At 60.3% G+C, this 23,779-nt stretch carries 23 protein-coding genes and 1 pseudogene; 13 read left to right on the forward strand and 11 right to left on the reverse strand.

Annotated features, from left to right (window positions below):
• Positions 1-92: 92 nt before the first annotated feature.
• Positions 93-1,652 (reverse strand): long-chain-fatty-acid--CoA ligase, encoded by a 1,560-nt coding sequence (locus tag QAO71_RS16235; protein WP_280164903.1) that lies wholly within the window; start codon positions 1,650-1,652, stop codon positions 93-95.
• 410 nt (positions 1,653-2,062) lie between these two features.
• On the opposite strand from QAO71_RS16235, the gene QAO71_RS16240 reads away from it, so the two are divergent.
• From QAO71_RS16240 to QAO71_RS16260, 5 genes are all read left to right on the forward strand, one after another.
• A complete protein-coding gene (locus QAO71_RS16240) occupies positions 2,063-3,322 on the forward strand; it encodes an MFS transporter (RefSeq protein ID WP_280164904.1) in 1,260 nt (419 codons plus the stop codon).
• Between the two features lie 124 nt (positions 3,323-3,446).
• Positions 3,447-4,070, forward strand: coding sequence for a guanylate kinase (gmk, locus tag QAO71_RS16245; protein WP_036991789.1), 624 nt, complete (start codon positions 3,447-3,449; stop codon positions 4,068-4,070).
• 82 nt (positions 4,071-4,152) lie between these two features.
• Positions 4,153-4,410 (forward strand): DNA-directed RNA polymerase subunit omega, encoded by a 258-nt coding sequence (gene rpoZ / locus QAO71_RS16250; protein ID WP_036991788.1) that lies wholly within the window; start codon positions 4,153-4,155, stop codon positions 4,408-4,410.
• Positions 4,411-4,473: 63 nt separating this feature from the next.
• Entirely contained in the window at positions 4,474-6,618 is a 2,145-nt protein-coding gene (gene spoT, locus QAO71_RS16255) for a bifunctional GTP diphosphokinase/guanosine-3',5'-bis pyrophosphate 3'-pyrophosphohydrolase (RefSeq protein WP_036991786.1), read from the forward strand.
• A gap of 18 nt (positions 6,619-6,636) precedes the next feature.
• A complete protein-coding gene (locus tag QAO71_RS16260) occupies positions 6,637-7,017 on the forward strand; it encodes a RidA family protein (protein ID WP_036992108.1) in 381 nt (126 codons plus the stop codon).
• 80 nt (positions 7,018-7,097) lie between these two features.
• Here QAO71_RS16260 and QAO71_RS16265 read toward each other — a convergent pair whose 3' ends face one another.
• Positions 7,098-7,937 carry an SDR family oxidoreductase gene (locus QAO71_RS16265; protein ID WP_280164905.1) on the reverse strand — a complete coding sequence of 280 codons (840 nt, stop codon included), beginning with the start codon at positions 7,935-7,937 and terminating at the stop codon, positions 7,098-7,100.
• A gap of 67 nt (positions 7,938-8,004) precedes the next feature.
• Here QAO71_RS16265 and QAO71_RS16270 point away from each other — a divergent pair, with 67 nt between their 5' ends.
• The 3 genes from QAO71_RS16270 (at position 8,005) to QAO71_RS16280 (ending at position 12,527) form a co-directional block, all read left to right on the forward strand.
• Entirely contained in the window at positions 8,005-8,931 is a 927-nt protein-coding gene (locus QAO71_RS16270; RefSeq protein ID WP_036991782.1) for a hydrogen peroxide-inducible genes activator, read from the forward strand.
• Between the two features lie 7 nt (positions 8,932-8,938).
• Positions 8,939-11,023, forward strand: coding sequence for an ATP-dependent DNA helicase RecG (gene recG / locus QAO71_RS16275; RefSeq protein WP_036992105.1), 2,085 nt, complete (start codon positions 8,939-8,941; stop codon positions 11,021-11,023).
• A gap of 91 nt (positions 11,024-11,114) precedes the next feature.
• Positions 11,115-12,527 (forward strand): HDOD domain-containing protein, encoded by a 1,413-nt coding sequence (locus tag QAO71_RS16280; protein ID WP_280164906.1) that lies wholly within the window; start codon positions 11,115-11,117, stop codon positions 12,525-12,527.
• Positions 12,528-12,577: 50 nt separating this feature from the next.
• Here QAO71_RS16280 and QAO71_RS16285 read toward each other — a convergent pair whose 3' ends face one another.
• Both QAO71_RS16285 and QAO71_RS16290 read right to left on the reverse strand, forming a co-directional pair.
• A complete protein-coding gene (locus QAO71_RS16285) occupies positions 12,578-12,850 on the reverse strand; it encodes an HU family DNA-binding protein (RefSeq protein ID WP_036991779.1) in 273 nt (90 codons plus the stop codon).
• 206 nt (positions 12,851-13,056) lie between these two features.
• On the reverse strand, positions 13,057-13,224 hold the full coding sequence (locus tag QAO71_RS16290) for a rubredoxin (RefSeq protein WP_036991777.1): 168 nt from the start codon (positions 13,222-13,224) through the stop codon (positions 13,057-13,059).
• A gap of 138 nt (positions 13,225-13,362) precedes the next feature.
• Between QAO71_RS16290 and QAO71_RS16295 the strand changes: the two genes are divergently transcribed.
• From QAO71_RS16295 to phoR, 4 genes and pseudogenes are all read left to right on the forward strand, one after another.
• The gene (locus QAO71_RS16295; RefSeq protein ID WP_051611217.1) at positions 13,363-13,893 is read left to right on the forward strand and encodes a chorismate lyase; all 531 of its coding nucleotides are present in this window, start codon (positions 13,363-13,365) and stop codon (positions 13,891-13,893) included.
• Positions 13,894-13,918: 25 nt separating this feature from the next.
• The gene (gene ubiA / locus QAO71_RS16300) at positions 13,919-14,809 is read left to right on the forward strand and encodes a 4-hydroxybenzoate octaprenyltransferase (RefSeq protein ID WP_074778876.1); all 891 of its coding nucleotides are present in this window, start codon (positions 13,919-13,921) and stop codon (positions 14,807-14,809) included.
• A gap of 78 nt (positions 14,810-14,887) precedes the next feature.
• Entirely contained in the window at positions 14,888-15,577 is a 690-nt protein-coding gene (phoB, locus tag QAO71_RS16305; RefSeq protein ID WP_036991775.1) for a phosphate regulon transcriptional regulator PhoB, read from the forward strand.
• 48 nt (positions 15,578-15,625) lie between these two features.
• Positions 15,626-16,917 (forward strand): annotated as a pseudogene (phoR, locus tag QAO71_RS16310) (phosphate regulon sensor histidine kinase PhoR).
• A gap of 22 nt (positions 16,918-16,939) precedes the next feature.
• Here the strand turns inward: phoR and QAO71_RS16315 are convergent.
• The gene (locus QAO71_RS16315) at positions 16,940-17,779 is read right to left on the reverse strand and encodes a response regulator (protein WP_280164907.1); all 840 of its coding nucleotides are present in this window, start codon (positions 17,777-17,779) and stop codon (positions 16,940-16,942) included.
• Between the two features lie 157 nt (positions 17,780-17,936).
• On the reverse strand, positions 17,937-19,094 hold the full coding sequence (locus QAO71_RS16320; RefSeq protein WP_280164908.1) for an iron-containing alcohol dehydrogenase: 1,158 nt from the start codon (positions 19,092-19,094) through the stop codon (positions 17,937-17,939).
• A gap of 252 nt (positions 19,095-19,346) precedes the next feature.
• Between QAO71_RS16320 and QAO71_RS16325 the strand changes: the two genes are divergently transcribed.
• Positions 19,347-19,655 (forward strand): c-type cytochrome, encoded by a 309-nt coding sequence (locus QAO71_RS16325; protein ID WP_036991770.1) that lies wholly within the window; start codon positions 19,347-19,349, stop codon positions 19,653-19,655.
• 92 nt (positions 19,656-19,747) lie between these two features.
• On the opposite strand, the gene QAO71_RS16330 is transcribed toward QAO71_RS16325, so the two are convergent.
• From QAO71_RS16330 to pstC, 5 genes are all read right to left on the reverse strand, one after another.
• Positions 19,748-20,032: a PAAR domain-containing protein gene (locus QAO71_RS16330; RefSeq protein WP_280164909.1), complete on the reverse strand. Its 285-nt coding sequence runs from the start codon at positions 20,030-20,032 to the stop codon at positions 19,748-19,750.
• 177 nt (positions 20,033-20,209) lie between these two features.
• The gene (gene phoU / locus QAO71_RS16335) at positions 20,210-20,959 is read right to left on the reverse strand and encodes a phosphate signaling complex protein PhoU (RefSeq protein WP_036991767.1); all 750 of its coding nucleotides are present in this window, start codon (positions 20,957-20,959) and stop codon (positions 20,210-20,212) included.
• Between the two features lie 18 nt (positions 20,960-20,977).
• A complete protein-coding gene (gene pstB / locus QAO71_RS16340; RefSeq protein WP_280164910.1) occupies positions 20,978-21,793 on the reverse strand; it encodes a phosphate ABC transporter ATP-binding protein PstB in 816 nt (271 codons plus the stop codon).
• A gap of 114 nt (positions 21,794-21,907) precedes the next feature.
• The gene (gene pstA, locus QAO71_RS16345; protein WP_280164911.1) at positions 21,908-22,789 is read right to left on the reverse strand and encodes a phosphate ABC transporter permease PstA; all 882 of its coding nucleotides are present in this window, start codon (positions 22,787-22,789) and stop codon (positions 21,908-21,910) included.
• Positions 22,789-23,658, reverse strand: a complete 870-nt coding sequence (gene pstC / locus QAO71_RS16350; protein WP_280164912.1) for a phosphate ABC transporter permease subunit PstC — start codon at positions 23,656-23,658, stop codon at positions 22,789-22,791. Before pstC ends, pstA begins: the two co-directional genes overlap by 1 nt.
• Positions 23,659-23,779 lie beyond the last annotated feature (121 nt).

The raw sequence follows: 23,779 nt of genomic DNA on the forward strand, positions 1-23,779 counted from the left end.
ATCTGGCTGACACTTGTCAGGCTAAGATCGAAAGGGGCATCAGGTCAAGCAAAGCTTGTGCTCTTTCGGTCATCGGGGATTCTGGCGTAGCCCTAGATCAGGCCTTGCTCCGCGGCCATTGTGGCTATCTGTTCACGCAGGGATTTCTTCAGTATTTTGCCCACACCACTGCGAGGTAGCGCCTCAACGAAAACGATGCCGCACGGCGTTTTATATTTCGCCAAGTGCTCGTGGCAGTAGTCCAGCAATTCGGCTTCAGTCACCATGGCACCCGGGACAGGTACAACCACGGCGATTACCTCCTCACCCATGCGTTCCGACGGCACGCCCACCACCGCTACTTCCGCCACGCTTGGATGAGCAATAATCAGCTCCTCCAGATCGCGGGGATAAATATTGAAGCCGCCCCGCAGAATCAGATCCTTCTTGCGGTCGACGATATAGAGATAGCCGTCTTCATCAAGGCGTCCAACATCACCAGTATGGAGCCAGCCGTTCTGAATCGCAGCTCTGGTTGCTGCCTCGTTTTGGTAGTACCCAGGTGTGATATTTTCGCCGCGCACCAGTAATTCGCCGATCTCTCCTACGGGCAGAGGCTGCCCGGCCTCATCAGCGATGCGTAGCTCGACGCCCGGGAAAGCGCGCCCCACCGATCCAGGCTTGAGCGGCTCACCGGTACGGTGCGCTGATACTGTCGGAGCGGCCTCGGACAAGCCGTAACCTTCGTACACATCGACACCAAACCGCTGTTTAACCGCGGCTATCAAGGCTACTGGCATGGGAGCGGAGCCGGACCCCACTATCTCCAGGCTCGAAAGGTCGTAGTTATCCGTCGCGGGATCGGCCATCAGTGCCTGAATCATGGCCGGCACGGCGCTGAAGCGGCGGATCCTGTGTTCCTGAATCGCCTGACAGGCTTCGGGGACACTGAACTTCGCCAGCACGACGATCGTCCCCCCTCGCAGAAACAACGTATTGGCAGTGGTAAAACCATAGATATGCGCCAACGGCAGTACACCCAGGGTAACGCCAGCCGGCTCGCCGGACTGTTCAGCCAGAGCCGCCGCCGCAGCGGCATTGCTGTAGAGGTTACGGTGAGTGAGCATGACGCCTTTGGGCTGGCCTGTTGTGCCGGAGGTAAACAGAATCACCGCCGTATCGTCCGGTTGCAGATCGGGTTTTTGAACCAGCTCTGGCGCCAGTTCCACCAGCGTCTGAAGGTCCATAGTCCGCTCACTCACCAAGCCGGCATTCGCCGCATCCAGCCCAGCAACCAGCAGTAGCGGCTGCACTGCAAGGCCCTCTACCGCTTGCTGCACATTGGGCAGCGCCGAGGCACTGGTAATGATCGCGCAGGCCTCGGACGCGCTCGCGATAAATCTGATTTCCTTGGGGTGGAGCACGTGCATCACCGGCAGCACAATCGCACCGGCGCGCATGACTGCCTGGTAGGCGATAAAAACCTCTGGCGAGTTCGCCATGCAGACAATGACCCGATCACCAGGCTTGACGCCCTGCGCCTGGAGCCCCGCCGCCATGCGATTAGCCGTGCCCAGAAGATAGCGATTGCTCAAGGCCTGACCATTGAAGTACAGGAACGGGTATTCGCCAAAGCGCTTCAGGTTGTGTTCAGGCAGGTCAGTCAGAATCATAGTGAAGCCTCAGACCGCTACAGCGACCAGTATTGTTGTTGTCGACTTTTCTATTCACTCCACGTCATGTCAGGCTATGTTCAGCCTCAGTACAAGGAGAATCCATAATCCTGATAACGGTAACTAAGGAAAAGCAAAGTGGCCGAGAGGGCAGCGTTCTGCCAGGAAGCTCAAGCTTGGTTAGAAAAACTGCCCGTACAGCATGTGCTCCCGCTTCAGGAATGAGAGAGACTTGCCGCTGGCCTGCTGCGCTTGCCAAGACTGACGGCGAAGCCGGTCTCGAACAGGCCACCAATGATCAGCATGCTCCAGTTGATGCTCATGATTTCCCCTCTGCCCGCCCGCGCTGACGCCATGGGCGTCCGCTGCTATCATGTGCTGCTCATCCATCCCGCACCGAAGATGTCACCTTGGCTCTCTCCGCTTCCCGCTTGAACGTCTACCGTCAGCCGGGCTTCATGCCCTTCGTCATCGCCCGCCTGCTGGCGGTATTTGCCATGCAGATCCAGGCCATTGTGGTCGCTTGGCAGATCTACGAAATTACCGGTGATCCGTTGTCGCTGGCATGGGTCGGGCTGGCGCAGTTTTTGCCGATGCTGTTTCTGCTGATGCCTGCGGGCGACCTGATCGATCGCTACAGCCGCAAACTGATTCTCGCTCTCTCTTGGGCTGGCGCGGCGGGCTGCAGTGGCATCCTGCTGTGGCTGACCGCACGTGGCGAGCATGAGCCGGGCTGGTTCTATGGTGCGCTGGTACTGTACGGCTGCTCGCGGGCGTTCATCGGGCCGGCCCTACAAAGCCTGTTGCCGCAAATCGTGCCGCGGGATCAGTTGGCCCAGGCGATCGCCGCCAACAGCACCATCATGCGTACCGCGACCATCCTCGGTCCGGTGTTGGGGGGCGTGCTCTACGCCGTCGGCGGCGGTGAGCTGACCTATGCGATCTGCCTGGTGTGCTTTGCCGGCGGGTTGTTGCTGCTCAGCCGCGTACCGGTGCTCTATGCCGAAGCCATGCAGATTACCGAAACCTCCGGCTGGCAGCGCTTTACCGCCGGGCTGCATTTCATTCGCACCCGGCCGATCATTCTCGGCACCATTTCCCTGGATTTGTTCGCCGTGCTGCTGGGCGGTGTGGTCGCTCTGCTGCCGATCTATGCCAGCGATGTGTTGCACGTCGGCCCCGAGGGCCTGGGCATTCTGCGCAGCGCCATGGCCGTGGGTGAAATCTGCGTGGGCCTGTACCTGAGCGCCAGGCCATTCAACAGCAATGTCGGGCGCACCATGTTTATCGCGGTAGCGATCTTCGGTGTGGCCAATCTGGTGTTCGCGCTGTCGACGCTGTTCTGGCTGTCCTTCGTTGCGCTGCTGATAGCCGGCGCCGCAGACATGGTCAGCGTGTATATCCGCTCGGCGCTGATCCAGTTCTCCACGCCCGATGCCATGCGTGGCCGGGTCAATGCGGTCAACATGTTGTTTATCGGCTCGTCCAACGAACTGGGCAATTTCCGCGCCGGCACCAGCGCGGCCTGGTTCGGCGCGGTACCGGCCGCCTTGATCGGTGCCTTCTGCACCCTGGGCGTGGTGGCCGGCTGGGCCGCGGCATTCCGCACGCTGCGCCAGGTCGATCGCTTCGAGGATGCCTCGCCCGAGAGCCGGACCGCACGTAGCTGATATTCATGGCCGGCACTAGTCGGCCGCACCTCGCCGGTCGCACCTAACCGGCCATACCGAAATGACGGCGCCGGCCAATGCCTTTATAATCCCGCCACTTCGTTGATCCCGTCAGGAACCTGCCATGAGCCAAGCCACCGGTACTCTTTATATCGTTTCCGCCCCGTCCGGTGCGGGCAAGACCAGCCTGGTCGAGGCCTTGATCGAGCAGATCGACAGTCTGCGGGTGTCGGTATCCCATACCACCCGGGCGATGCGCCCTGGCGAAGTGGATGGCGTGAATTATCACTTCACCAGCCGCGAACGCTTCCTCGAACAGGTGGGCCAGGGTGATTTTCTCGAACATGCAGAAGTCTTCGGCAATCTGTATGGCACCTCCCAGAGCACGGTGGAACAGACTCTGGCCGAAGGTCATGATCTGATTCTGGAAATTGACTGGCAGGGTGCCCAGCAGGTGCGGCGGGCGCTGCCCCAGGCCCGCTCGATCTTCATCCTGCCGCCAAGCAGCTCCGCCCTGCAGGATCGCCTGAGCAATCGCGGGCAGGATAGCGACGACGTGATCGCCGGACGCATGGCGCAGGCGGTGGAAGAAATGAGTCATTACGTGGAATATGACTTCATTGTCATCAACGATGACTTCCATACCGCCCTGGATGACCTCAAAGCAATCCTGCGCAGCGGACGTCTGACCCTCGCCCACCAGCAGGATCTGCACCGGCACCTTCTTACCGGCCTGTTGTCAGACTGACTGGTTAACCGGTAAACTGTTCGGTCCCGCGTTTTTACCAAGCGCTTCCCGATTTTCTTTTTTCTGCCGTTCGGAGTACACCATGGCCCGCGTCACTGTTGAAGACTGCCTGGAAAATGTAGACAACCGCTTTGAGCTGGTCATGCTGGCCACCAAGCGTTCGCGTCAGATCGCTACTGGCGGCAAGGAACCCAAGGTTGCCTGGGAAAATGACAAGCCCACCGTCGTGGCTTTGCGTGAAATCGCCGAAGGCCTGATCACCGACGCGATCATGGCCGAAGAAGCTCTGCGTGAACAGCAGGAGCCGCTGTACTCGCTGGAAACCGAACTGCCGGAGTAAGCGGTTGCGATGGCCATGCGACCTCGTTCAAACTGCTCTGACAGCAGGGTGCAGGAGAGTTGCATGTCCGGTATAGAAGTCTTTGCCGATCGGCTGGATGACTACCTCGAACCCGATCAGGTCAACCTGGTACGCCGCGCCTATTTCTATGCGGAGCAGGCCCATGACGGCCAGACCCGCCGCAGCGGCGAGCCCTACGTCACCCATCCGCTGGCGGTAGCCAACATCCTTGCTGATATGCACATGGACCATCAGAGCCTGATGGCCGCCATGCTGCATGATGTGATCGAGGATACCGGCATCCCCAAGGAAGCCCTCACCGCGCAGTTCGGTGATACCGTGGCGGAGCTGGTCGACGGCGTCAGCAAGCTGACCCAGATGACCTTCGAGACCAAGGCCGAGGCCCAGGCTGAGAACTTCCAGAAAATGGCCCTGGCCATGGCCCGCGATATCCGGGTCATTCTGGTCAAGCTCGCTGACCGCCTGCACAACATGCGCACCCTCGGCGCCCTGAAGCCGGAAAAACGCCGCCGCATCGCCCGGGAAACCCTGGAAATCTACGCGCCCATCGCCAACCGCCTGGGCATGCACAGTCTCAGCACCGAGTTCGAAGACCTGGGCTTCAGCGCCATGTATCCGATGCGCTCGCGGATGATCGCCCAGGCTGTGCGTGACGCCCGTGGCAACCGCAAGGAGCTGCTGAACAAGATCCTCGACTCCCTGGAAGCCTGTCTCGAGCGCGAGGGGCTGCAAGGCAAGGTGCTGGGCCGCGAGAAGCATCTGTACGGTATTTACCAGAAGATGCGCGAGAAGCGTAAAGCGTTCAACGAGATCATGGATGTCTACGCCTTCCGGATCATCGTCGACAAGGCCGATACCTGCTATCGCGTGCTGGGCGCCGTGCACAGCCTGTACAAGCCCTTCCCTGGCCGCTTCAAGGACTACATCGCGATTCCCAAAGCCAACGGCTATCAGTCCCTGCATACCACCCTGTTCGGTATGCATGGCGTACCGATCGAGATCCAGATCCGCACCGAAGAGATGGAAGAGCTGGCCAATAACGGTATCGCCGCACACTGGGTGTACAAGTCCAAGGACGAGGTGATCAACGGCAACCATGCGCGCACCCGTCAGTGGCTCAAGGGTGTACTCGAACTGCAGCAACGCGCGGGTAATTCGCTGGAGTTCATCGAGAACGTCAAGATCGACCTGTTCCCCGATGAGGTCTACATCTTCACGCCCAAGGGCCGGATCATGGAACTGCCCAAGGGCTCCACACCGGTCGACTTCGCCTACGCCGTGCATACCGATGTGGGCAACAGCTGTATCGCCTGCCGTATCAATCGCCGCCTGGCGCCGCTGTCCGAGCCACTGGAAAGCGGCCAGACCGTGGAAATCATCACCGCCCCAGGCGCCCGGCCCAACCCGGCGTGGTTGAACTTCGTGATCACCGGCAAGGCGCGCAGCAATATCCGTCATGTACTCAAACACCAGCGCCACTCCGAATCCATTGCGCTGGGCGAGCGGCTGCTGGACAAGGTGCTGGCGAGCTTCGATACCAGTCTGGAGCAAATTCCCGAGCGGCAGATCAAGCGCGTGCTGGCTGACTGCCGCATGGAGACGCTGGAAGATCTGCTGGCGGACATCGGGCTGGGCAATCGCATGGCCTATGTGACTGCACGCCGCCTGCTGGCAGGCGATACCGCGGCCGAGGCCGAGGCAACGCGCAGCGACGCCGTTATCCAGCAACCCCGCAGCGAAGAGAAACCCCTGGCCATTCGCGGTACCGAAGGGCTGGTGGTCAGTTTTGCGCGTTGCTGTAATCCTATTCCGGGCGATCCCATTGTCGGCTTCCTCACTACCGGCAAGGGCATGGTCATTCACCAGGAAAACTGCAAGAACCTGGCGGAACACCACGACAATAATGAAAAGATTCTGCAACTGACCTGGGATAAGAATGTCAGTGGCGAATTCACCGTGGAGCTGCGCGTGGAACTGGAGCATCAGCGCGGCATTATTGCCCAGCTCGCTACCAGCATCACCGTAGCCGATGCGAGTATCGACAAAATCAGCGTGGACGAACGCGATGGTCGCATCAGCGTGGTGCAACTGGTGCTGCGCGTGCGCGGCCGGCTGCACCTTTCCCAATTGATCAAGCGGATCCGTGCGCTGCAAGGCGTGCTACGGATTACCCGCCTTAAAAACTGAATCCAGATGGAGACCTTCATGAACAAGCAAGTCATCACCAGCGAACACGCTCCCGCCGCCATCGGCACCTACTCCCAGGCCATCAAGGTCGGCAACACCGTTTACCTGTCCGGCCAGATCCCGCTGGACCCGCAAACCATGGAAGTGGTTGAAGGCTTCGAGGCCCAGGTCTGCCGCGTATTCGACAACCTGGCACTGGTAGCTGAAGCGGCTGGCGGCAAGCTGCAGGACATCGTCAAGCTGAACATCTACCTGACCGACCTGGCCAACTTCGGTACCGTCAACGAAATCATGGGCCGCTACTTCGAACAGCCCTATCCGGCCCGCGCCGCCATCGGCATCGCTGCGCTGCCCAAGGGTGTGCCGGTAGAGATGGACGGTATCCTGGTCGTCGGCTAAGCGATCGCCGTGGTGTCCCGTGGAGCTCCTACCGGGCCCGCCCCACAGGTACACCCATAGCTGGACGTTTGCCGCTGAGGTTACTCGAGCATGCTCGAGTAACCCTCCCGGTAGCTGGGATACACCGGCTCCCACCCCATCTCCCGCGCCAGCGCATTACTGCAGCGCTTGCTGCCAACCCGATTGGCCGTAGGCCCTTCGGCCAGCAGTTCCACACCCACCTGCTCTGCCAGCCACTGCGCCACGTCGTGCAAGGGCGCCGGCTCATCGTCTACGCCCAGATAGCAGGGCGCCAGCAACTCGCCCTGGTCAGCAGCCAGTAACAGGCATTCCAATAACGTAGCGGCATCATCCCGATGGATGCGATTGGTGTATTGCACCGGCGTTTCCGGCACATGCAATCCGCTGCGCACCTGTTCGATCAGTCGCGTGCGCCCAGGCCCGTAGATACCAGCCAGACGCACCACCGATGCCGGGACGCCGCTGCGCAGCGCCACGTCCTCGGCCTGGATCAACAAGGATGCGGTTGCTGACTGGGCCAGCGCCGGGCTGTTCTCGGTTACCCATTCACCCTCGCTCTGGGCATAGACCGCCGTACTGGACACCTGCAGCAGGTGACGCAGCTTATGCCGACTGTCCTTCAGCCAGCCCAGAACATGCTGCAGCCCATCGATATAGAGCTGTTGGTACAAGTCGGGATCACGCCGCCCGGCGGCCGGACAGTAAACCACATAGTCGACCCGCTCCGGCCAGTCAGCCGGCTTCTGCGGCTGGGTCAGGTCAGCAGCGATCCGGCCAATATCCCCGGGTAAAGCCGAGGGGTCGCGGCGCAGTCCACTGACCTGCCAACCGCGCTGCAACAGACGCTCGGCAAGCGCCGTTCCCACATCACCGCAGCCGGCAATAACTACATGTTTCATGCTGATTGTTTTCCTCTATCGATCAACCCGCTATGCTTGCTGAAAATCTCCGCGAGCAGTATACGACATGACCCTGACCGAACTCCGTTACATCGTCACTCTGGCCCAGGAACAGCATTTCGGCCATGCCGCCGAGCGCTGCCATGTTTCCCAGCCGACGCTCAGTGTCGGCGTCAAGAAACTGGAGGAAGAGCTGGGCATCATGCTCTTCGAACGCACCAAGAGTGCCGTGCGGGTCACCCCCGTGGGTGAGAAGATCGTCGCCCAGGCCCAGCGGGTACTGGAAGAGGCAATGGCCATCCGCGAACTGGCCAGCGCCGGCAAGAATCAGCTGTCGGCCCCGCTCAAGGTCGGCGCCATCTATACCATCGGGCCGTATCTTTTCCCGCACCTGATTCCACAGCTGCACCGGGTGGCCCCGGAAATGCCGTTGTACATCGAGGAGAACTACACCCACATCCTGCGCGACAAGCTGCGCAATGGGGAGCTCGACGCGATCATCATCGCGTTGCCATTCAGCGAGCCGGATATTCTGACCAAGCCGCTGTATGACGAACCCTTCAGCCTGTTGATCCCGGCCGATCACGCCTGGGCCAAGCGCGACTACGTGTCGCTGGATGACCTGGATGATGATCGCCTGCTGCTGCTCGGCGAAGGTCACTGCTTCCGTGATCAGGTCCTGGAAGCCTGCCCCACCACCCGCCGCAGCGATGAACAGCTCAAGCACACCACCATCGAATCCAGCTCCCTAGAAACCATCCGCCACATGGTTGCCTCGGGCATGGGCATGACGGTGCTGCCGATGTCGGCCGCCGATGATCGTTACTACAGCTCCGATCTACTGCTGACCAAACCATTCAGTTCGCCGGTCCCCTTCCGCACCGTGGCGATTGCCTGGCGCGCCAGCTTCCCACGCCCACGGGCAGTGGAAATTCTCAGCGACTCGATTCGCCTGTGCTCGGTTGGCGACCCCGCCGATAAGCGCCGGGCTTGATGACACCATGACGTTGCAGCTGGAACGCACACCGCTGACGGTGTTCAAGGGTATCGGCCCGGCGCTGGCGGACAAGCTGGACCGTCTCGGTCTGAGCAGCGTGCAGGATGTGCTGTTTCATCTGCCGCTGCGCTATCAGGACCGCACCCGCATCACGCCAATCGGTGCTCTGCGCCCAGGCATGGACGCGGTCATTGAAGGTGTCGTGCTGGGGGCAGAGGTGGTGATGGGGCGACGTCGCAGCCTGTTGTGCCGCATCCAGGATGGCAGCGGCACCTTGAGCCTGCGTTTCTATTATTTTTCCGCCGCACTGAAGTCCAACCTGCAGCGCGGCAGCCGCTGGCGCTGCTACGGTGAGGTGCGCCCCGGCGCCTCCGGGCTGGAGATCTACCATCCGGAAATGCAAAACCTGGACAGCCAGCAGGCAGCGCCGGTGGCCACCACCCTGACGCCTATCTACCCGGCGACCGAAGGCCTGTCGCAGCAGCGTTTGCGCAGCCTCACTGATGCTGCCCTCGCCTGGCTGGATCAAGGCAACAGCCTGCCTGACCTGCTGGCCCCCGAACTCACCGAGCAGTATCAGCTGCCGCCCCTGCGCGAGGCCATCCACACGCTGCACCGACCGCCGCCCGATGTCGACTTGCAGGCACTGGAAGATGGTCGCCATTGGGCCCAGCATCGGCTGGCCTTCGAGGAGCTGCTGGCCCACCAGTTGACCATGCTCAAGCTGCGCGCCGAGGTGCGTGCCCATCGGGCACCGGTAATGCAGGCCCCCGGCGAACTGGCGCAGACCTTCATCAGCCAGTTGGGCTTTCCGCTGACTGGCGCCCAGCAGCGAGTAGCGGAGGAAGTCCGCGCTGACCTGCGCCAACCCCAGCCCATGCTGCGCCTGGTCCAGGGCGATGTGGGTGCCGGCAAGACCGTCGTCGCGGCGCTGGCGGCATTGCAGGCGCTGGAAGCCGGTTGGCAGGTGGCCCTGATGGCGCCAACCGAGATCCTTGCCGAGCAGCATTTCAACAACTTCCAACGTTGGTTCGCGCCGCTGGGCATTTCCGTCGCCTGGATGGCCGGCAAGCTCAAGGGCAAGGCCCGCAGCAATCAGCTGCAGATGATCGCGACGGGTGATGCTGCCATGGTGGTCGGCACCCATGCGCTGTTCCAGGCCGAAGTGCAGTTTCACAACCTGGGGCTGGCGATCATCGACGAGCAACACCGCTTTGGTGTGCAACAGCGGCTGGCCCTGCGTGACAAGGGCGCGGCTGGACGCTTCTCCCCGCATCAGCTGATCATGACCGCCACCCCCATCCCGCGCACCCTGGCGATGAGCGCCTATGCTGATCTGGATACCTCGATTCTCGATGAGCTGCCGCCGGGGCGCACCCCGATCAATACCGTGCTGGTGTCCGACAGCCGACGCGATGCGGTGGTCGAACGGGTGCGCGCCGGTTGCGCCGAGGGCCGCCAGGCCTATTGGGTCTGCACGTTGATCGAGGAGTCCGAGCAGCTGCAGGCCCAGGCCGCCGAAGTGACGTGGCAAGCGTTGTGCGAACAGTTGCCGGACCTGTCGATCGGTCTCATTCATGGGCGTATGAAGGCAACGGAAAAGGCCGAGATCATGCAGGCGTTCAAGGATGGCGACCTGCACCTGCTGGTCGCCACCACCGTGATCGAGGTCGGCGTGGATGTGCCCAATGCCAGCCTGATGATCATTGAAAACCCCGAGCGCCTCGGCCTGGCGCAACTGCACCAGCTGCGCGGCCGGGTCGGCCGCGGCAACACTGCCAGTCACTGCGTCCTGCTGTATCACGCCCCGCTGTCGGCACTGGGCCGCGAACGCCTGGGGATCATGCGGGAAAGCTCGGATGGCTTTGTCATCGCCGAAAAGGATCTGGAACTGCGCGGCCCCGGCGAAGTGCTCGGCACACGCCAGACCGGCCTGGTACAGTTCCGCGTCGCTGATCTGGTCCGCGATGCCGATCTGCTCCCACAAATACAGGAAGCCGCAGTGGTCTTTACCCGGCAGCACCCGCAGCGGGTCGATCTGGTTATTGATCGCTGGCTGGCTGATGCACAACAGTTCGCTCAAGTGTGACGCCTAGGGCCCCAGCTTGCGATGCTACGTGGACACCCCCTAAGATCACTTCAATCAAGCCATTCCGATTGTCCAGACAAGGAACTTTCTGATGACCGATCACGCAGCCATGCCGTCAGCCAGCGCCAGCTTGCCCGACCTGCTGGAAAAGCAGCTGCAGCGACAGCAGATTACCTACCGGCTGCGGCCCCAGGGCGCAGCCGGCCCGCTGTGCCAGCAGATTCGGGTGTGCCTGCTCAGCGACGCCGATGGCATGTTGTTGACGCTGTTTCCCGCTGACCATCTGCTGGACCTGCGGGAACTGACACGGGTGACCGGTCGGGAACTGCAGCCGGTGCGCGATCAGCAGCTGCAGGCGCTCCTGCAACGCTACCAGCTGGCGCAGTTGCCGGGCTTGCCGGTGTTGGTGGATTCACCCTGTCTCATCGAGCAACAGCTGCTGGCCCACGCCCAGGTGTGGATGCCCAGCGGCCTGTCCGGTTGGTGTCTGGAACTTGAGCAGAGCGCATTGGCCAGCCTGGCGGCAACCGCCACCGCCGCCGCCTTCGCCGTCCCGCTGAGCACCATCGAATGTACCGCTGAAGATGCCGAACAGGACCGGCACGACATCAACCTGGCGGTGAAGAACTTCACCGCCCTGCGCATGCGCCAGCGTCTGGAAGAGACCATCGAGATTCCGCCGCTGCCCAACACCGCCCAGCAGATCATGAAACTGCGGGTGAACCCCGATGCCACCGTCGAGCAGCTCACCGATGTGGTGGAAACCGACCCCAGCCTGGCTGCCCAGGTGGTCAGTTGGGCTTCCTCTTCATTCTATGCCGCACCGGGCAAGATTCGCTCGGTGGAAGATGCCATCACCCGTGTGCTGGGCTTTGACCTGGTGATCAATCTTGCGGTGGGCCTGTCCCTGGGCAAGACGTTCAGCCTACCCAAGGATGCGCCCGAGTGCAGCACGCCCTACTGGGAACAAGCCATCTATACCGCCGCGGCGATCGAAGGGCTGGCCAGGGCGATGCCGCGTGAACATCGCCCCGAGCTGGGCCTGAATTATCTGGCCGGGCTGCTGCATAACTTCGGTTATCTGCTGCTGGCTTATATCTTCCCGCCCTACTTCAACCTGATCTGTCGTCATGTGGAAGCCAACCCGCATGTGCCGGCCCACCTGGTGGACCAGCATCTGCTCGGCGTCAACCGGGATCAGATCGGTAGCTGGCTGATGCGCTACTGGGACATGCCGGCGGAAATTTCCAGCGCCATCCGCCATCAGCATGATCCGCATTACGCCGGTGAGCATTATCAATACGCCAACCTGGTTTATCTCAGCCTGGCGCTGCTGCGTGAGCGGGAACTGGGTGGCGGGCCGGAGATGGTTATCCCCGAGCTGCTGCTGGAGCGTCTGGAGCTGACCCGTGAACAAGCGGACAAGGCGGTGGACAAGGTACTGGACGCGCGCGATGCGCTACGCAAGCTGGTGAATGAGTACCAGCTGGGCTGGAATCGCTGAAAGATCGCTGAATCAGCTACCGGGGGCTATACAGCCCCCGGCCTTTCCGTTCAATTGACGGAATCTTTCAATCCCTTGCCGGGCTTGAAGGACACGGTGTTGCTGGCCTTGATCTGAACAGGCTCACCGGTTTGCGGGTTTTTGCCGGTCCGGGCACCACGATGCCGCTGCAAGAAGGTTCCGAACCCGACGAGGGTAACCGTATCCTTGCGGCTCAGGGCCTGGGTGATTTCATCGAGAATCGCGTTGAGCGCGCGGTTTGCCTGGTCCTTGCTCAGGTCAGCCTTGTCGGCAATAGCCGCTGCGAGTTCCGGTTTACGCATATAGAGCCTCACTATGTGTTGTTTTTGTTTTTCGCTGCCTGCTGCAACGATGCTTGGCGACCGCCCCGCCGCTCCTGGCTCAAGGCTGTCAAAGCCTGCCCAGCATGGCACGACTCGGGCGCCTGCGCCAGCCAGAAACCGGGCTGACAGTGAGAGTTATCGCTGATTTCCCGGAAAAAGGCAAAACTGTCTCATTGCCATAATGATCAACCGATAGCGATCATCTCGAAGTCTTCCTTGCCGACTCCGCAATCCGGGCATTGCCAATCAGCCGGTACGTCTTCCCAGCGAGTCCCTGGCGCGATGCCGTCATCCGGCCATCCTTCCGCCTCGTCATAGATGAACCCACATACGATGCATTGCCATTTTTTCATCAATGATTCCTGAATAGTGCGCTGTAAAATCGGCTTCCGAGACTACCGCAAAGCTCTGACGCCGGCCAACCGCTGCGCCAGGGCGGGTGAATAACCGCCAAGTCATGATACCCTCTGCACCAGACACCCGCAGCGACAGTGAGATCCGTGAGTATTCCCGACTGGCAACTGGTAACCGATCATTCCGATATTTCCGACAGCGTTTTGCTCGATTGGCTCCGCGACACGGGGTCACTGACCCGGCGGCTGATGGCGGCCGGCAATGATGATTTCCGGGTCGAAGTACTGGCCGAGCAGCAGCAACCGGCGCGCGCAGATGAAGCCGCAGCGCTCGGATTGGCTGAGGCCCATCCGGTATGGGTCCGCGAAGTCCTGCTGCACACGGCGGGAGCGCCCCGGGTATTTGCCCGCACGGTAGCCGATTTGCAGGCTTTCAACGCCGCTGGCGTGCATCTGGAAAACCTGGGCAGTCGCAGCCTCGGCGAGCTGTTGTTCAATGATCCGCGGATCCGCCGCGAGCCGATCGAGATCAGCCGCTACCCGGCCCGTTGGTTGCCAGTGGATCGGCAGCAGCCTGGTTGCTGGGCTCGGCGCTCGTTGTTCGCCAGCGAGCGACTGCAGCTGTTGGTATGCGAGGTTTTTCTCCCCGGCTGGCCTCCGGCCGCCTGAGTCCATCACCGTTTCGGAGACTATTGTGTCTGGCCTGTTGATCAAACCCCTGTCGCGCCTCCATCCTCGCGCCATCGACTTCATCCAGCTCATGCGGCTGGACCGCCCCATCGGTATCTATCTGCTGCTGTGGCCCACGCTGTGCGCGCTGTGGCTGGCCGCAGGCGGCGTTCCGGATCTGCTGTTGCTGGCAGTGTTTGTCACCGGTGTGGTGTTGATGCGGGCAGCTGGCTGCGCCATCAACGACTTCGCCGATCGCAAGGTCGACGGTCATGTCACCCGCACCCGCAACCGGCCTCTGGCCACCGGCAAGGTCAGCCCCCGGGAAACCCTGCTGGTCTTCGCCATTCTGGTGGCGCTGAGTGCCTCTTTGCTGCTGTTCACCAATCTGCTGACCTTCAAGTTGTCACTGGTGGCACTGGCACTGGCAACCGTTTACCCCTTTTGCAAACGCTTCACCTTCTATCCCCAGGTGGTGCTGGGCGCCGCCTACTCCATGGCCATCCCCATGGCCTTCGCTGCACAGACCGGCGAACTGCCGGTGGCGCTGTGGCTGCTCTACATCGCCAATCTGCTGTGGACTGTGGCTTATGACACCGAGTACGCCATGTGTGACCGCCCCGATGATCTGGTCATCGGCGTCAAATCCACCGCCATCGTATTCGGCGAAGCCGACAAGTTGATTATCGCGCTGCTGCAGGGGCTGACATTGCTGTGCCTGCTGCTGGTCGGCAGCCGCTTTGAGCTGGGCGCCTTTTACTACCTGGGGTTGGTAGCCATGTTGTTGAGCTTCGGCTGGCAACACTGGTTGATTCGCGACCGTGAACCACAGGCGTGCCTGGCCGCATTCCTGTCCAACCACTGGAGCGGACTGCTGGTATTTGCCGGCCTGGTGCTGGACTACCGCCTGGGTTAAATGGTCAGCGGTCACACAACTGCAATATTCTTGTTATCTAATCGGTGTATGTCAGACACTGCAACTGGACGGAGTACCATGGCAGACAAGACCATACTGATCGTAGACGACGAAGCCCCTATCCGGGAAATGATTGCCGTTGCGCTGGAGATGGCCGGATACCGCTGCCTTGAAGCAGAGAATACGCAACAGGCCCATGCTGCCATCATAGATGCCAAACCGGACCTGATCCTGCTGGACTGGATGCTACCGGGCACGACCGGCATCGAGCTGGCAAGACGCCTCAAGCGCGACGAGTTGACCAGCGACATTCCCATTATCATGCTCACCGCCAAGGGTGAGGAAGACAACAAGATCCAGGGGCTGGAAGTCGGTGCTGATGATTACATCACCAAGCCGTTCTCACCCCGGGAGCTGGTTGCCCGCCTCAAGGCTGTACTACGCCGCGCCGGTCCGGTGGACGAGGAAGCCCCCATCGAAGTGAATGGTCTGCACCTGGATCCGATTAGCCATCGCGTCACCATTGACGGCGCACCAGCGGAAATCGGCCCGACCGAGTACCGACTGCTGCAGTTCTTCATGACCCACCAGGAACGCGCCTATACCCGCGGCCAGTTGCTGGACCAGGTCTGGGGCGGCAATGTCTATGTCGAAGAGCGTACCGTGGATGTGCACATTCGTCGTCTGCGCAAGGCTCTGGGTTCCGCCTATGAAGGTTTGGTGCAGACTGTGCGCGGCACGGGTTACCGTTTTTCCACCAAGGGCTGAGGCGCTGCATTGCGGCAGTGTCTACCCATCTGATCCAGGATAATACCAGTGGAAAACAACTGGTTCCGCGCAATCTCAGGCAGACTGTTCTGGCTGCTGCTGGGCTGCCTGCTGATCGGCCTGCTGGTGGGACAACCTGCCTGGGCTCTGGTCATCGGGCTGGCCATCTATCTAGGTTGGATGCTACGCCAACTGCAACGTTTTCAGCACTGGTTGCAAACGCACCCGGGTGAGCCGCCACCGGAAGCCTCCGGCATCTGGGGCGAGATTTTCGATGGCATCTACCGCATGCAGCGCCGCGACAAGCGCATGCGTGGGCGCATGCAGACGGTCATTGAACGCATCCAGGCATCCACCGCAGCACTGAGCGATGCCGTGGTCATGATCGACAAGGATGGTCATCTCGAGTGGTGGAATCACGCCGCCGAAAGCCTGCTCGGCCTGCGCGCGCCCGACGACAGCGGACAGCATGTGCATAACCTGCTGCGCGATCCGCGTTTCGTCCACTATTTCGACCACGGCAATTACCGCGAGCCGCTGGATATTCCCTCTCCGCTGAATATCAACACCTGGCTGCAGTACAACATCACCCGCTACGGCAATGGCGAGCGGCTGTTGCTGGTCCGCGACGTTACCCGGCTGCATAACCTGGAGCAAATGCGCAAGGATTTCGTCGCCAACGTATCCCACGAGCTGCGCACTCCGCTGACCGTGGTAGTCGGTTATCTGGAAACCATGATCGATAGCGATGACGGCAGCAATCCGCGCTGGATGCGGCCGCTGCACCAGATGCAGCAGCAGGCCCGGCGCATGCAGAGCCTGCTCAACGACCTGTTGATGCTCTCGCGCCTAGAGACCTCAGAGGCCCGCGCCGAGGAAAAACCGGTCGATATCGCTCTCATGCTGCCCGGCATCCGCAAGGACGCCCTCGCCGTGTCCGGAGAACGGCAGCACAGCATTTCCATCGACTGCGCCACCCAGGCCCGCATCATGGGATGGGAGTCGGAGTTGCGCAGTGCCATCTCCAACCTGGTGTACAACGCAGTGAAATATACCCAGGATGGCGGTGAGATTCAGATCACCTGGGTGCAGGATGACCGCGCGCGCGCCTGAGCGTAACGGATAACGGGCCGGGAATCGCCGCCGAACACCTGCATCGGCTGACCGAGCGCTTCTACCGTGTCGACTCCAGCCGCAACAGCACTACCGGCGGCACCGGCCTCGGACTGGCTATCGTCAAACACGTGCTGATGCGCCATCACGGCGAGCTGCAGATCAGCAGCACACCCGGCAAGGGCAGCAGCTTTACCTGCGTATTCCCGGCCGAACGGCTTATCTGAAGAATGAGCCGTCGTTGACGGCTCAGTGACCGCCCTCGGCAATCAGCATCGACAACCACTCCAGCTTGGCCGGGTCCTGGTCGACGAATTTCAGCGTCACCAGCACCCACTCGCAATCCATGCGATCCTCCAGTGCCGCCAGGGTATGCACGTAGCCGTTGATACGGGCCACGCCCTGCCCACCTTCCTGCTCCAGATCCAGCACCGCGCTGTCGAACACTGCCGGCAATTGCTCACCCCGGCGCACCACCAACCGTGCATCGCGCAGGCTAAGGCTCCGGATGACACAGGCGAACTGCTGACCAGCCACGCGCAGTTGCGCCCGAGCCGTTGAGCGTGCTGCTGTCCGGTTATCCACCGGCACGGCCGGCTTCGGGGTTGTGGGTGGGACAGGCGCCGGGCGCGAGCCCAGCAGGCTGGTGATGGTCTCCTGGGCGTGTCCGCCGGTGGCAACGGGACGGGCACGCAACTGCTGCAGCTTGCCAGCCCGCTGCAAGGCCTTGCGCACCTTGGAAATCAGCTGTTCGTTGCTGAACGGCTTACCAACATAGTCGCTGACACCCGCCTTGATGGCCTCGACTACATTGTCGCGGTCACCCCGGCTGGTCACCATGATGAAAGGCGTCTTCTCCTGACCGGATTGGGTGCGAAACCACTGCAGCAATTCCAGGCCGCTCAGCTCTGGCATTTCCCAGTCGCACAGGATCAGGTCGAATGAGGTTCGGGCAAGCAGCTGACGTGCCTTGCTGCCATTCACCGCCTCTTCGATCTGCAGACCCGGGAAATGACTGCGCAGGGCTTTCTTGATCAGGTCACGGATAAAGGGGGCATCATCCACAACCAGAACGGATACACTCGCCATTGAGATTCTCTCTGTCAGTTACCGCCACAGCTTACCCCAGAGTGATGGCAAATACCCAGCAAAGGGCGGCGGCGTGAGACAGCAGAAGGCAGCTGAAGGCAGCAAGAACGTCCGCTGACGCCACGTCAGACTCGACGTGGCGTAGCGGTGAGTCGACTCAGAGCTTGCCGGTCAGAGCATTGAGGAACAGCTGTTGGTATTCAGCGGCGGTCAACTGACGCGCATTGGTGCGAGCAGTGACGTCCTTGATCGACATTTCGCCGATCAGCTCGGCCTTGGAATCATCCACACCGATCTCGGCCAGGGTATGCGGCAGGCCCAATTCGGCGCGCAAATCCAGTACCCAATCCAGCATGCCATTGAAGTCCGCATGGGGCAGGCCCAGGTAGCGGGCAGCACGGGCCATCTCCGGCTCGATCACCGAGCGGTTGGCCTGCATGACATAGGGCATGACGATGGCATTGAGCAGACCATGATGCGAGTCATACAACGCGCCGATGCTATGGGACACCGCGTGAATCGCGCCCAGGCCGCGCTGGAAAGCAGTTGCACCCATGCTCGACGCTACCAGCATCTGCAGCCGCGCATCGATGTCATTGCCGTTGCGTACAGCGCGCGGCAGGTATTCCTTGACCAGGCGCATGCCTTCCAACGCGATGCCTTCAGCCATCGGATGGAACGTCGGCGCGAGGAAGGCCTCCAGGTTATGTGCCAGAGCGTCCATCCCGGTAGCCGCAGTCAGCTTCGCGGGCAAGCCCAGGGTCAGCTCAGGGTCCAGAATGACGATCGCCGGGGTCATCTTGGGATGGAAGATAATGCGCTTGGCATGATTCTCCTCATCGGTAATGACCGAGGCATTACCCACCTCGGAGCCGGTACCCGCCGTAGTCGGGACCGCGACGACCGGCAGCATCAGGCTGGCATCGATAGTGGCCGGGTTACGCGCTTCCCACAGAGAGCAGTTCTGTCTGCCCACCAATGCCACCGCCTTGGCCGCATCGATGGCCGAGCCACCGCCGAAGGCGATCACGCCGTCATGATTGCCCGCCTTGAGCGCAGCGATGCCATCGGCCACGTTGCCGCCGGTGGGGTTGCCTTTGATCGCGCTGAACAGACCGATTTCCAGTCCGGCTTCACGGCATACCTGCAAAGCCTGCTCGACAATCGGCAGCGCGGCCAGACCCGGGTCAGTGATCAGCAACGGCGCCTTCATCCCCAACTGCCCGCAACATTTGGCCAGTTCACGAATACGCCCAGCGCCGACACGAACGTTGGTGGGATAGCTCCAGTTGTTGCTGTAGGACGTGATTTCCATTTACTCTCCTGAGATATCAGATAAATGACGCGGCCGCGCGATCAATCCAGCATAAATAGATCGTTCGGATACACATTGAATTTATGTACCGCAAAATACCCAAACATGCGCCCCGCGTCCAACCAAATCCACCTGCGGCAATCTGACTACTTGAAATAACCCGTTATCTAAGCCATTTTAGACACATACCTGCCGCAGAGACTGACGCGCATAAGCAGGAGCTGCATCCATATTAGCCTTCGAGGATATATCATGAAGTTCTATCTGTTGCCCTTGGTCGCCGCAGCCGCCCTGACAGCTGCTCACTCAGCCTCTGCCGCTGAAGAATTGTTCCAGAGTAAGGTATGTGTCGCCTGCCACACCGTTGATACCAAGCTCGTCGGTCCGGCTATGAAGGAAGTCGCCGCCAAATACGGCGAGCAGGCCGATGGCAAGGAACACATCATGGCCAGCATCCAGAATGGTTCCAGCGGTATCTGGGGCCCGATCCCCATGCCGCCGAACCAGGTAACCGAAGAAGAAGCCGGCAAGCTGGCCGACTGGATTCTCTCGCTGAACTAAGCGACATCCGCACAGCACGCCGACAAGGGGCTGAGTCTGATTGACTCGGCCCTTTTTGTTTGTGCGGGAACCGCAGCCGTCTCAGTCGGCAGCTACGCCCGACTGCCAATATGCACGGTACCGTCAGCCAGCAGCGTATTCGAACCGGCCGGGCAGCCGCAGGCGACGTAGTCGCCGGCCCGCGCCGCCGGTCCCGCTGGCAGAACTACTGTTCTGGGTCCGACAGCCACGATGGGGCCGATGCCTTTGCGGCAGGCGGGGCAGCTTGCCTGATGGCCGACCGAGCTGGCCATCAGGCCATCGAACATGATGCCGGGATTGCCTTCGATCACTGTGCCGCCGGTAGAGGTCTTGGAGCCTACGCCTATCTTGATCATCGCCGTCCCTGTTTTCCTGATAAATCCTGTGGATTGAGGCAGCGATGATCCTAGCGAAGCGCCGAGGCAGGTCAAGGCACTTGCTGTCTGGATGAGAGGTGCATCACAGCGTTGGCACATCCGCCATTATCCAGGGCGGCTGGTGCAGATTCGCAGCCAGCGGTAATACTGCCGAGATCAATCCTCGGCAGCATTATCCGTGGAGACACTGCCCTCCACCTGTTCGGCCATCCGCTTGAGGCCGACGTGCCGTACGTTGGTGCCTTCGACCATGTGGATCACGTGTTCGGCGACGTTACGGGCGTGATCACCGACACGCTCCAGCGAACGCAGTACCCAGAGGATATTCAATACGCGGCTTATCGAGCGCGGATCTTCCATCATGTAGGTGACCATTTCGCGCATGGCGGTCTTGTATTCCCGGTCGACGACCTTGTCTTCGCGCGCCACTTCCAGCGCCTGCTGGCTGTCGTAGCGGGCGAAGGAGTCCAGCGACTGCTGCACCATCTTGTGTACGTGATAGCCGATGTGACGGCATTCCACGTACCCACGCGGTGCCTGACCTTCTTCAATCAGTTGCAGCGCCCGACGGGCGATTTTCGAGGCTTCATCACCAATGCGTTCCAGATCGACAATGATCTTGCTGATATTCACTACCAGACGCAGGTCGCTGGCGGCAGGCTGCCGACGGGCCAGAATGCGCATGCAATCTTCGTCGATCATACGCTCCATGTCATTGATGACCCGGTCGTTTACACGCACGTGCTCGGCGAGCTTGCCATCCGCTTCGATCAGCGCGGTCAGGGCGTCGTGTACCTGCTTCTCCACCAGCCCACCCATTTCCAACAGCCGGGTGCGGAGCGACTCCAGCTCTTCGTTGAATTGCTGGGAAATGTGCTGGGTGAAGCTATCTATATCTTTATTCATGGCGACTCTCCTCACGGACTAGCCGTAGCGGCCGGTGATGTAATCTTCGGTCTGTTTCTTCGAAGGATTGGTGAACAGAGTGTTGGTATCGCCGTACTCCACCATCTCACCCATATACATGAACGCGGTGTAATCGGAAACGCGCGCCGCCTGTTGCATGTTGTGGGTAACGATGACGATGGTGTACTTGTCCTTCAGCTCGTGGATCAGTTCCTCGATCTTCAGTGTCGAAATCGGGTCCAGCGCCGATGCCGGCTCGTCCAGCAGCAGGATTTCCGGCTGGATGGCAATGGCGCGAGCAATCACCAGACGCTGCTGCTGACCGCCAGACATGCCAAAGGCATTGCTGTGCAGCCGGTCCTTGACCTCGTCCCACAGAGCAGCAGCACGCAGCGATTGTTCCACCACCTCATCCAGCGTCCGCTTGGAGCGCACGCCCTGCAGATGCAGACCATAGGCGACGTTCTCGTAGATGGTCTTGGGAAAGGGGTTCGGTTTCTGGAACACCATCCCGACATTACGGCGCAATTCGGCTACATCCACATCCCGATCATAGATATTCTTGCCACCGATAATGATTTCACCGGTGATCTGGCAGATATCCACAAGATCGTTCATACGGTTGAAACAGCGCAACAATGTGGACTTGCCACACCCCGACGGACCAATGAACGCCGTCACCTTGCGCTCGGGGATCACCATGTCAATACCCTTGAGCGCCTGAGCTTCGCCGTAGAACAGCTTCAGATCATTAACCTGAATCTTGGTTGTTTCATTTTCCATCAACAGCCTCTCTCTATTCTCCGGCAGTGCCTGAGTAGTAGTAACTGTCATCTTATCCGTTCGTGGTGGTATTGCCTGCGTATTCATTGTCGATTCAACATTCATTGGGTGTACCCCATATCGGTTAACCAATACCGAACAGCCGCCAAGCCGTCCGAAAAGTAATCAGGAGGTTGCCTTGTATTTTTTCTGCAGCTTGTTGCGCAGCAGAATAGCGATCAGGTTGAGACACACCACAATCATCAACAGCAGCAGGGCAGTACCATACTGCAGGTGACGGGTCTGCTCGATATTGGTCCCTGCGGTCGCCAGCACATAGATGTGGTAAGGCATGGCCATGACTTCGTCGAAGATCGACGTCGGCAGCTTGGCCGTTGAAAACACAGCCGCGGTGAACATGATGGGTGCAGTCTCACCGGCTGCGCGGCTGATGCCCAGGATCAGGCCGGTCAGCATGCTCGGCAATGCCGGTGGCAGCACCACACGATAAATGGTCTGCCAGCGAGTAGCACCCAGCGCCAGCGAGGCCAGACGCATGTTCTTCGGTACCGCCCGCAGCGCCTCTTCGGCGGAGCCGATCACCAGTGGCAAAATGAATGCCGCCAGCGTCAGGGCACCTGCGAGAATACTCACACCCATCTTCATGATGATGACGAAGAAGGCCAGACCGAACAGGCCATAGACTACCGATGGCACACCCGCCAGGTTGACTACGCCCTGACGGATCATGCGGACCCAGAAACCGTCCTTGGCGAACTCGTTCAGATAAATGGCAGTACCGACTCCGATCGGAAATGCGACCAGAATAGCGCCCAGACTCAGATACACGGTACCCAGAATGGTCGGCAGGATGCCACCTTCGGTCATGGCGTTACGCGGCATCTCGGTCAGGAACGACACGGTGATGGCTGACACGCCCTGCACGGCGATGAACAGCAGAAAGCCGACCAGCACCAGCAGGTTGAGAGCAGCGGTGGCTCCCAGAATGCTGAAGGCTATTTTCTGGATGTTTCTTCTGCGGCGATTACGACTATTTGTGCCTATCATCAGATGGCCTCCCCTACGCGGCGATACTTGTTGGCAAGGTAGGACGCCAGCAGGTTGAACAGGAAGGTGATCACGAACAACACCAGACCGATGGCGAAGAGCGCATGATAATGATCACTGCGGAATGCCGCGTTGCCCATCTCTGCAGCAATGTTGGCCGGCATCGGACGCACCGGATCAAATATCGACCCGGGAATCATCGCCGCACCACCGGCAACCATCAGCACCACCATGGTCTCGCCAATGACCCGTGCAATACCCAGCACCACGGCTGTAGCAATACCGGTGATGGAGGCAGGGAACACTACGCCGCATATGGTTTCCCAATGCGTGGCGCCAAGCGCCAGAGCGCCATCCTTCATTGATTTGGGTACGCTGTAGATAGCGTCCTCGGCAATACTGGCGATGGTCGGTACCGCCATCAGTGCTAACAGGATAGAGGCGTTGAAAATGTTAAGTCCGGTATCGAGATTCAGCGTGTTCTGCAACCAGGGTGCAATCACCACCATGCCGAAAAAACCGATCACGACGGTCGGCAGGCCTTCGATCAGCTCGATCACTGGCTTGAGCACACCGCGCACGGCGGGCGAAGCGATCTCGGCCAGATAAAAGGCGGTCCCGACACCCAGGGGCACGGCAATCAATGTAGACAACACGACCACGCTGGCACTGCCGGCAATCATTGGCAAAATGCCGTAGTCCGCCGGATCGTAAGTGGGATACCAGGCTGAACCAAACAGGAAGTCGCTGACCGAGATTTTATCGAAGATCGGCAACCCTTCCATGACCAGAAACACAAGGATCAGGCCGAGAATGATCACGCCGGTGGCACTGACCAACAGAAAGAACAGATGAACCAGCAGATCCATGGCGCGGCTGCTGATCAATGGCTTTCTCTGGGCCTTGAATGTAGATAGTGACGATGCTGTTGACATGTTTTCTCTCTGCTTGCCGGCCGACCTATTGCGGCCTCAGCCAAGGCAGAAAGCC

This window comes from Halopseudomonas sp. SMJS2 (assembly GCF_029866945.1).
GTDB classification, from domain to species: domain Bacteria; phylum Pseudomonadota; class Gammaproteobacteria; order Pseudomonadales; family Pseudomonadaceae; genus Halopseudomonas; species Halopseudomonas bauzanensis.

Bases quoted from the DNA above. Each gene is read 5' to 3' on its own strand.
- QAO71_RS16265 (WP_280164905.1), bottom strand. From the start codon at position 7,937: ATGAAACATGTAGTTATTGCCGGCTGCGGTGATGTGGGAACGGCGCTT.
- gmk (WP_036991789.1), top strand. From the start codon at position 3,447: ATGAGCCAAGCCACCGGTACTCTTTATATCGTTTCCGCCCCGTCCGGT.
- QAO71_RS16260 (WP_036992108.1), top strand. From the start codon at position 6,637: ATGAACAAGCAAGTCATCACCAGCGAACACGCTCCCGCCGCCATCGGC.
- pstC (WP_280164912.1), bottom strand. From the start codon at position 23,658: ATGGATCTGCTGGTTCATCTGTTCTTTCTGTTGGTCAGTGCCACCGGC.
- QAO71_RS16235 (WP_280164903.1), bottom strand. From the start codon at position 1,652: ATGATTCTGACTGACCTGCCTGAACACAACCTGAAGCGCTTTGGCGAA.
- QAO71_RS16280 (WP_280164906.1), top strand. From the start codon at position 11,115: ATGACCGATCACGCAGCCATGCCGTCAGCCAGCGCCAGCTTGCCCGAC.
- QAO71_RS16330 (WP_280164909.1), bottom strand. From the start codon at position 20,032: ATGATCAAGATAGGCGTAGGCTCCAAGACCTCTACCGGCGGCACAGTG.
- recG (WP_036992105.1), top strand. From the start codon at position 8,939: ATGACGTTGCAGCTGGAACGCACACCGCTGACGGTGTTCAAGGGTATC.
- rpoZ (WP_036991788.1), top strand. From the start codon at position 4,153: ATGGCCCGCGTCACTGTTGAAGACTGCCTGGAAAATGTAGACAACCGC.
- phoB (WP_036991775.1), top strand. From the start codon at position 14,888: ATGGCAGACAAGACCATACTGATCGTAGACGACGAAGCCCCTATCCGG.
- QAO71_RS16315 (WP_280164907.1), bottom strand. From the start codon at position 17,779: ATGGCGAGTGTATCCGTTCTGGTTGTGGATGATGCCCCCTTTATCCGT.
- QAO71_RS16325 (WP_036991770.1), top strand. From the start codon at position 19,347: ATGAAGTTCTATCTGTTGCCCTTGGTCGCCGCAGCCGCCCTGACAGCT.
- pstB (WP_280164910.1), bottom strand. From the start codon at position 21,793: ATGACAGTTACTACTACTCAGGCACTGCCGGAGAATAGAGAGAGGCTG.
- spoT (WP_036991786.1), top strand. From the start codon at position 4,474: ATGTCCGGTATAGAAGTCTTTGCCGATCGGCTGGATGACTACCTCGAA.
- QAO71_RS16285 (WP_036991779.1), bottom strand. From the start codon at position 12,850: ATGCGTAAACCGGAACTCGCAGCGGCTATTGCCGACAAGGCTGACCTG.
- QAO71_RS16270 (WP_036991782.1), top strand. From the start codon at position 8,005: ATGACCCTGACCGAACTCCGTTACATCGTCACTCTGGCCCAGGAACAG.
- pstA (WP_280164911.1), bottom strand. From the start codon at position 22,789: ATGATAGGCACAAATAGTCGTAATCGCCGCAGAAGAAACATCCAGAAA.
- QAO71_RS16290 (WP_036991777.1), bottom strand. From the start codon at position 13,224: ATGAAAAAATGGCAATGCATCGTATGTGGGTTCATCTATGACGAGGCG.
- QAO71_RS16320 (WP_280164908.1), bottom strand. From the start codon at position 19,094: ATGGAAATCACGTCCTACAGCAACAACTGGAGCTATCCCACCAACGTT.
- phoU (WP_036991767.1), bottom strand. From the start codon at position 20,959: ATGAATAAAGATATAGATAGCTTCACCCAGCACATTTCCCAGCAATTC.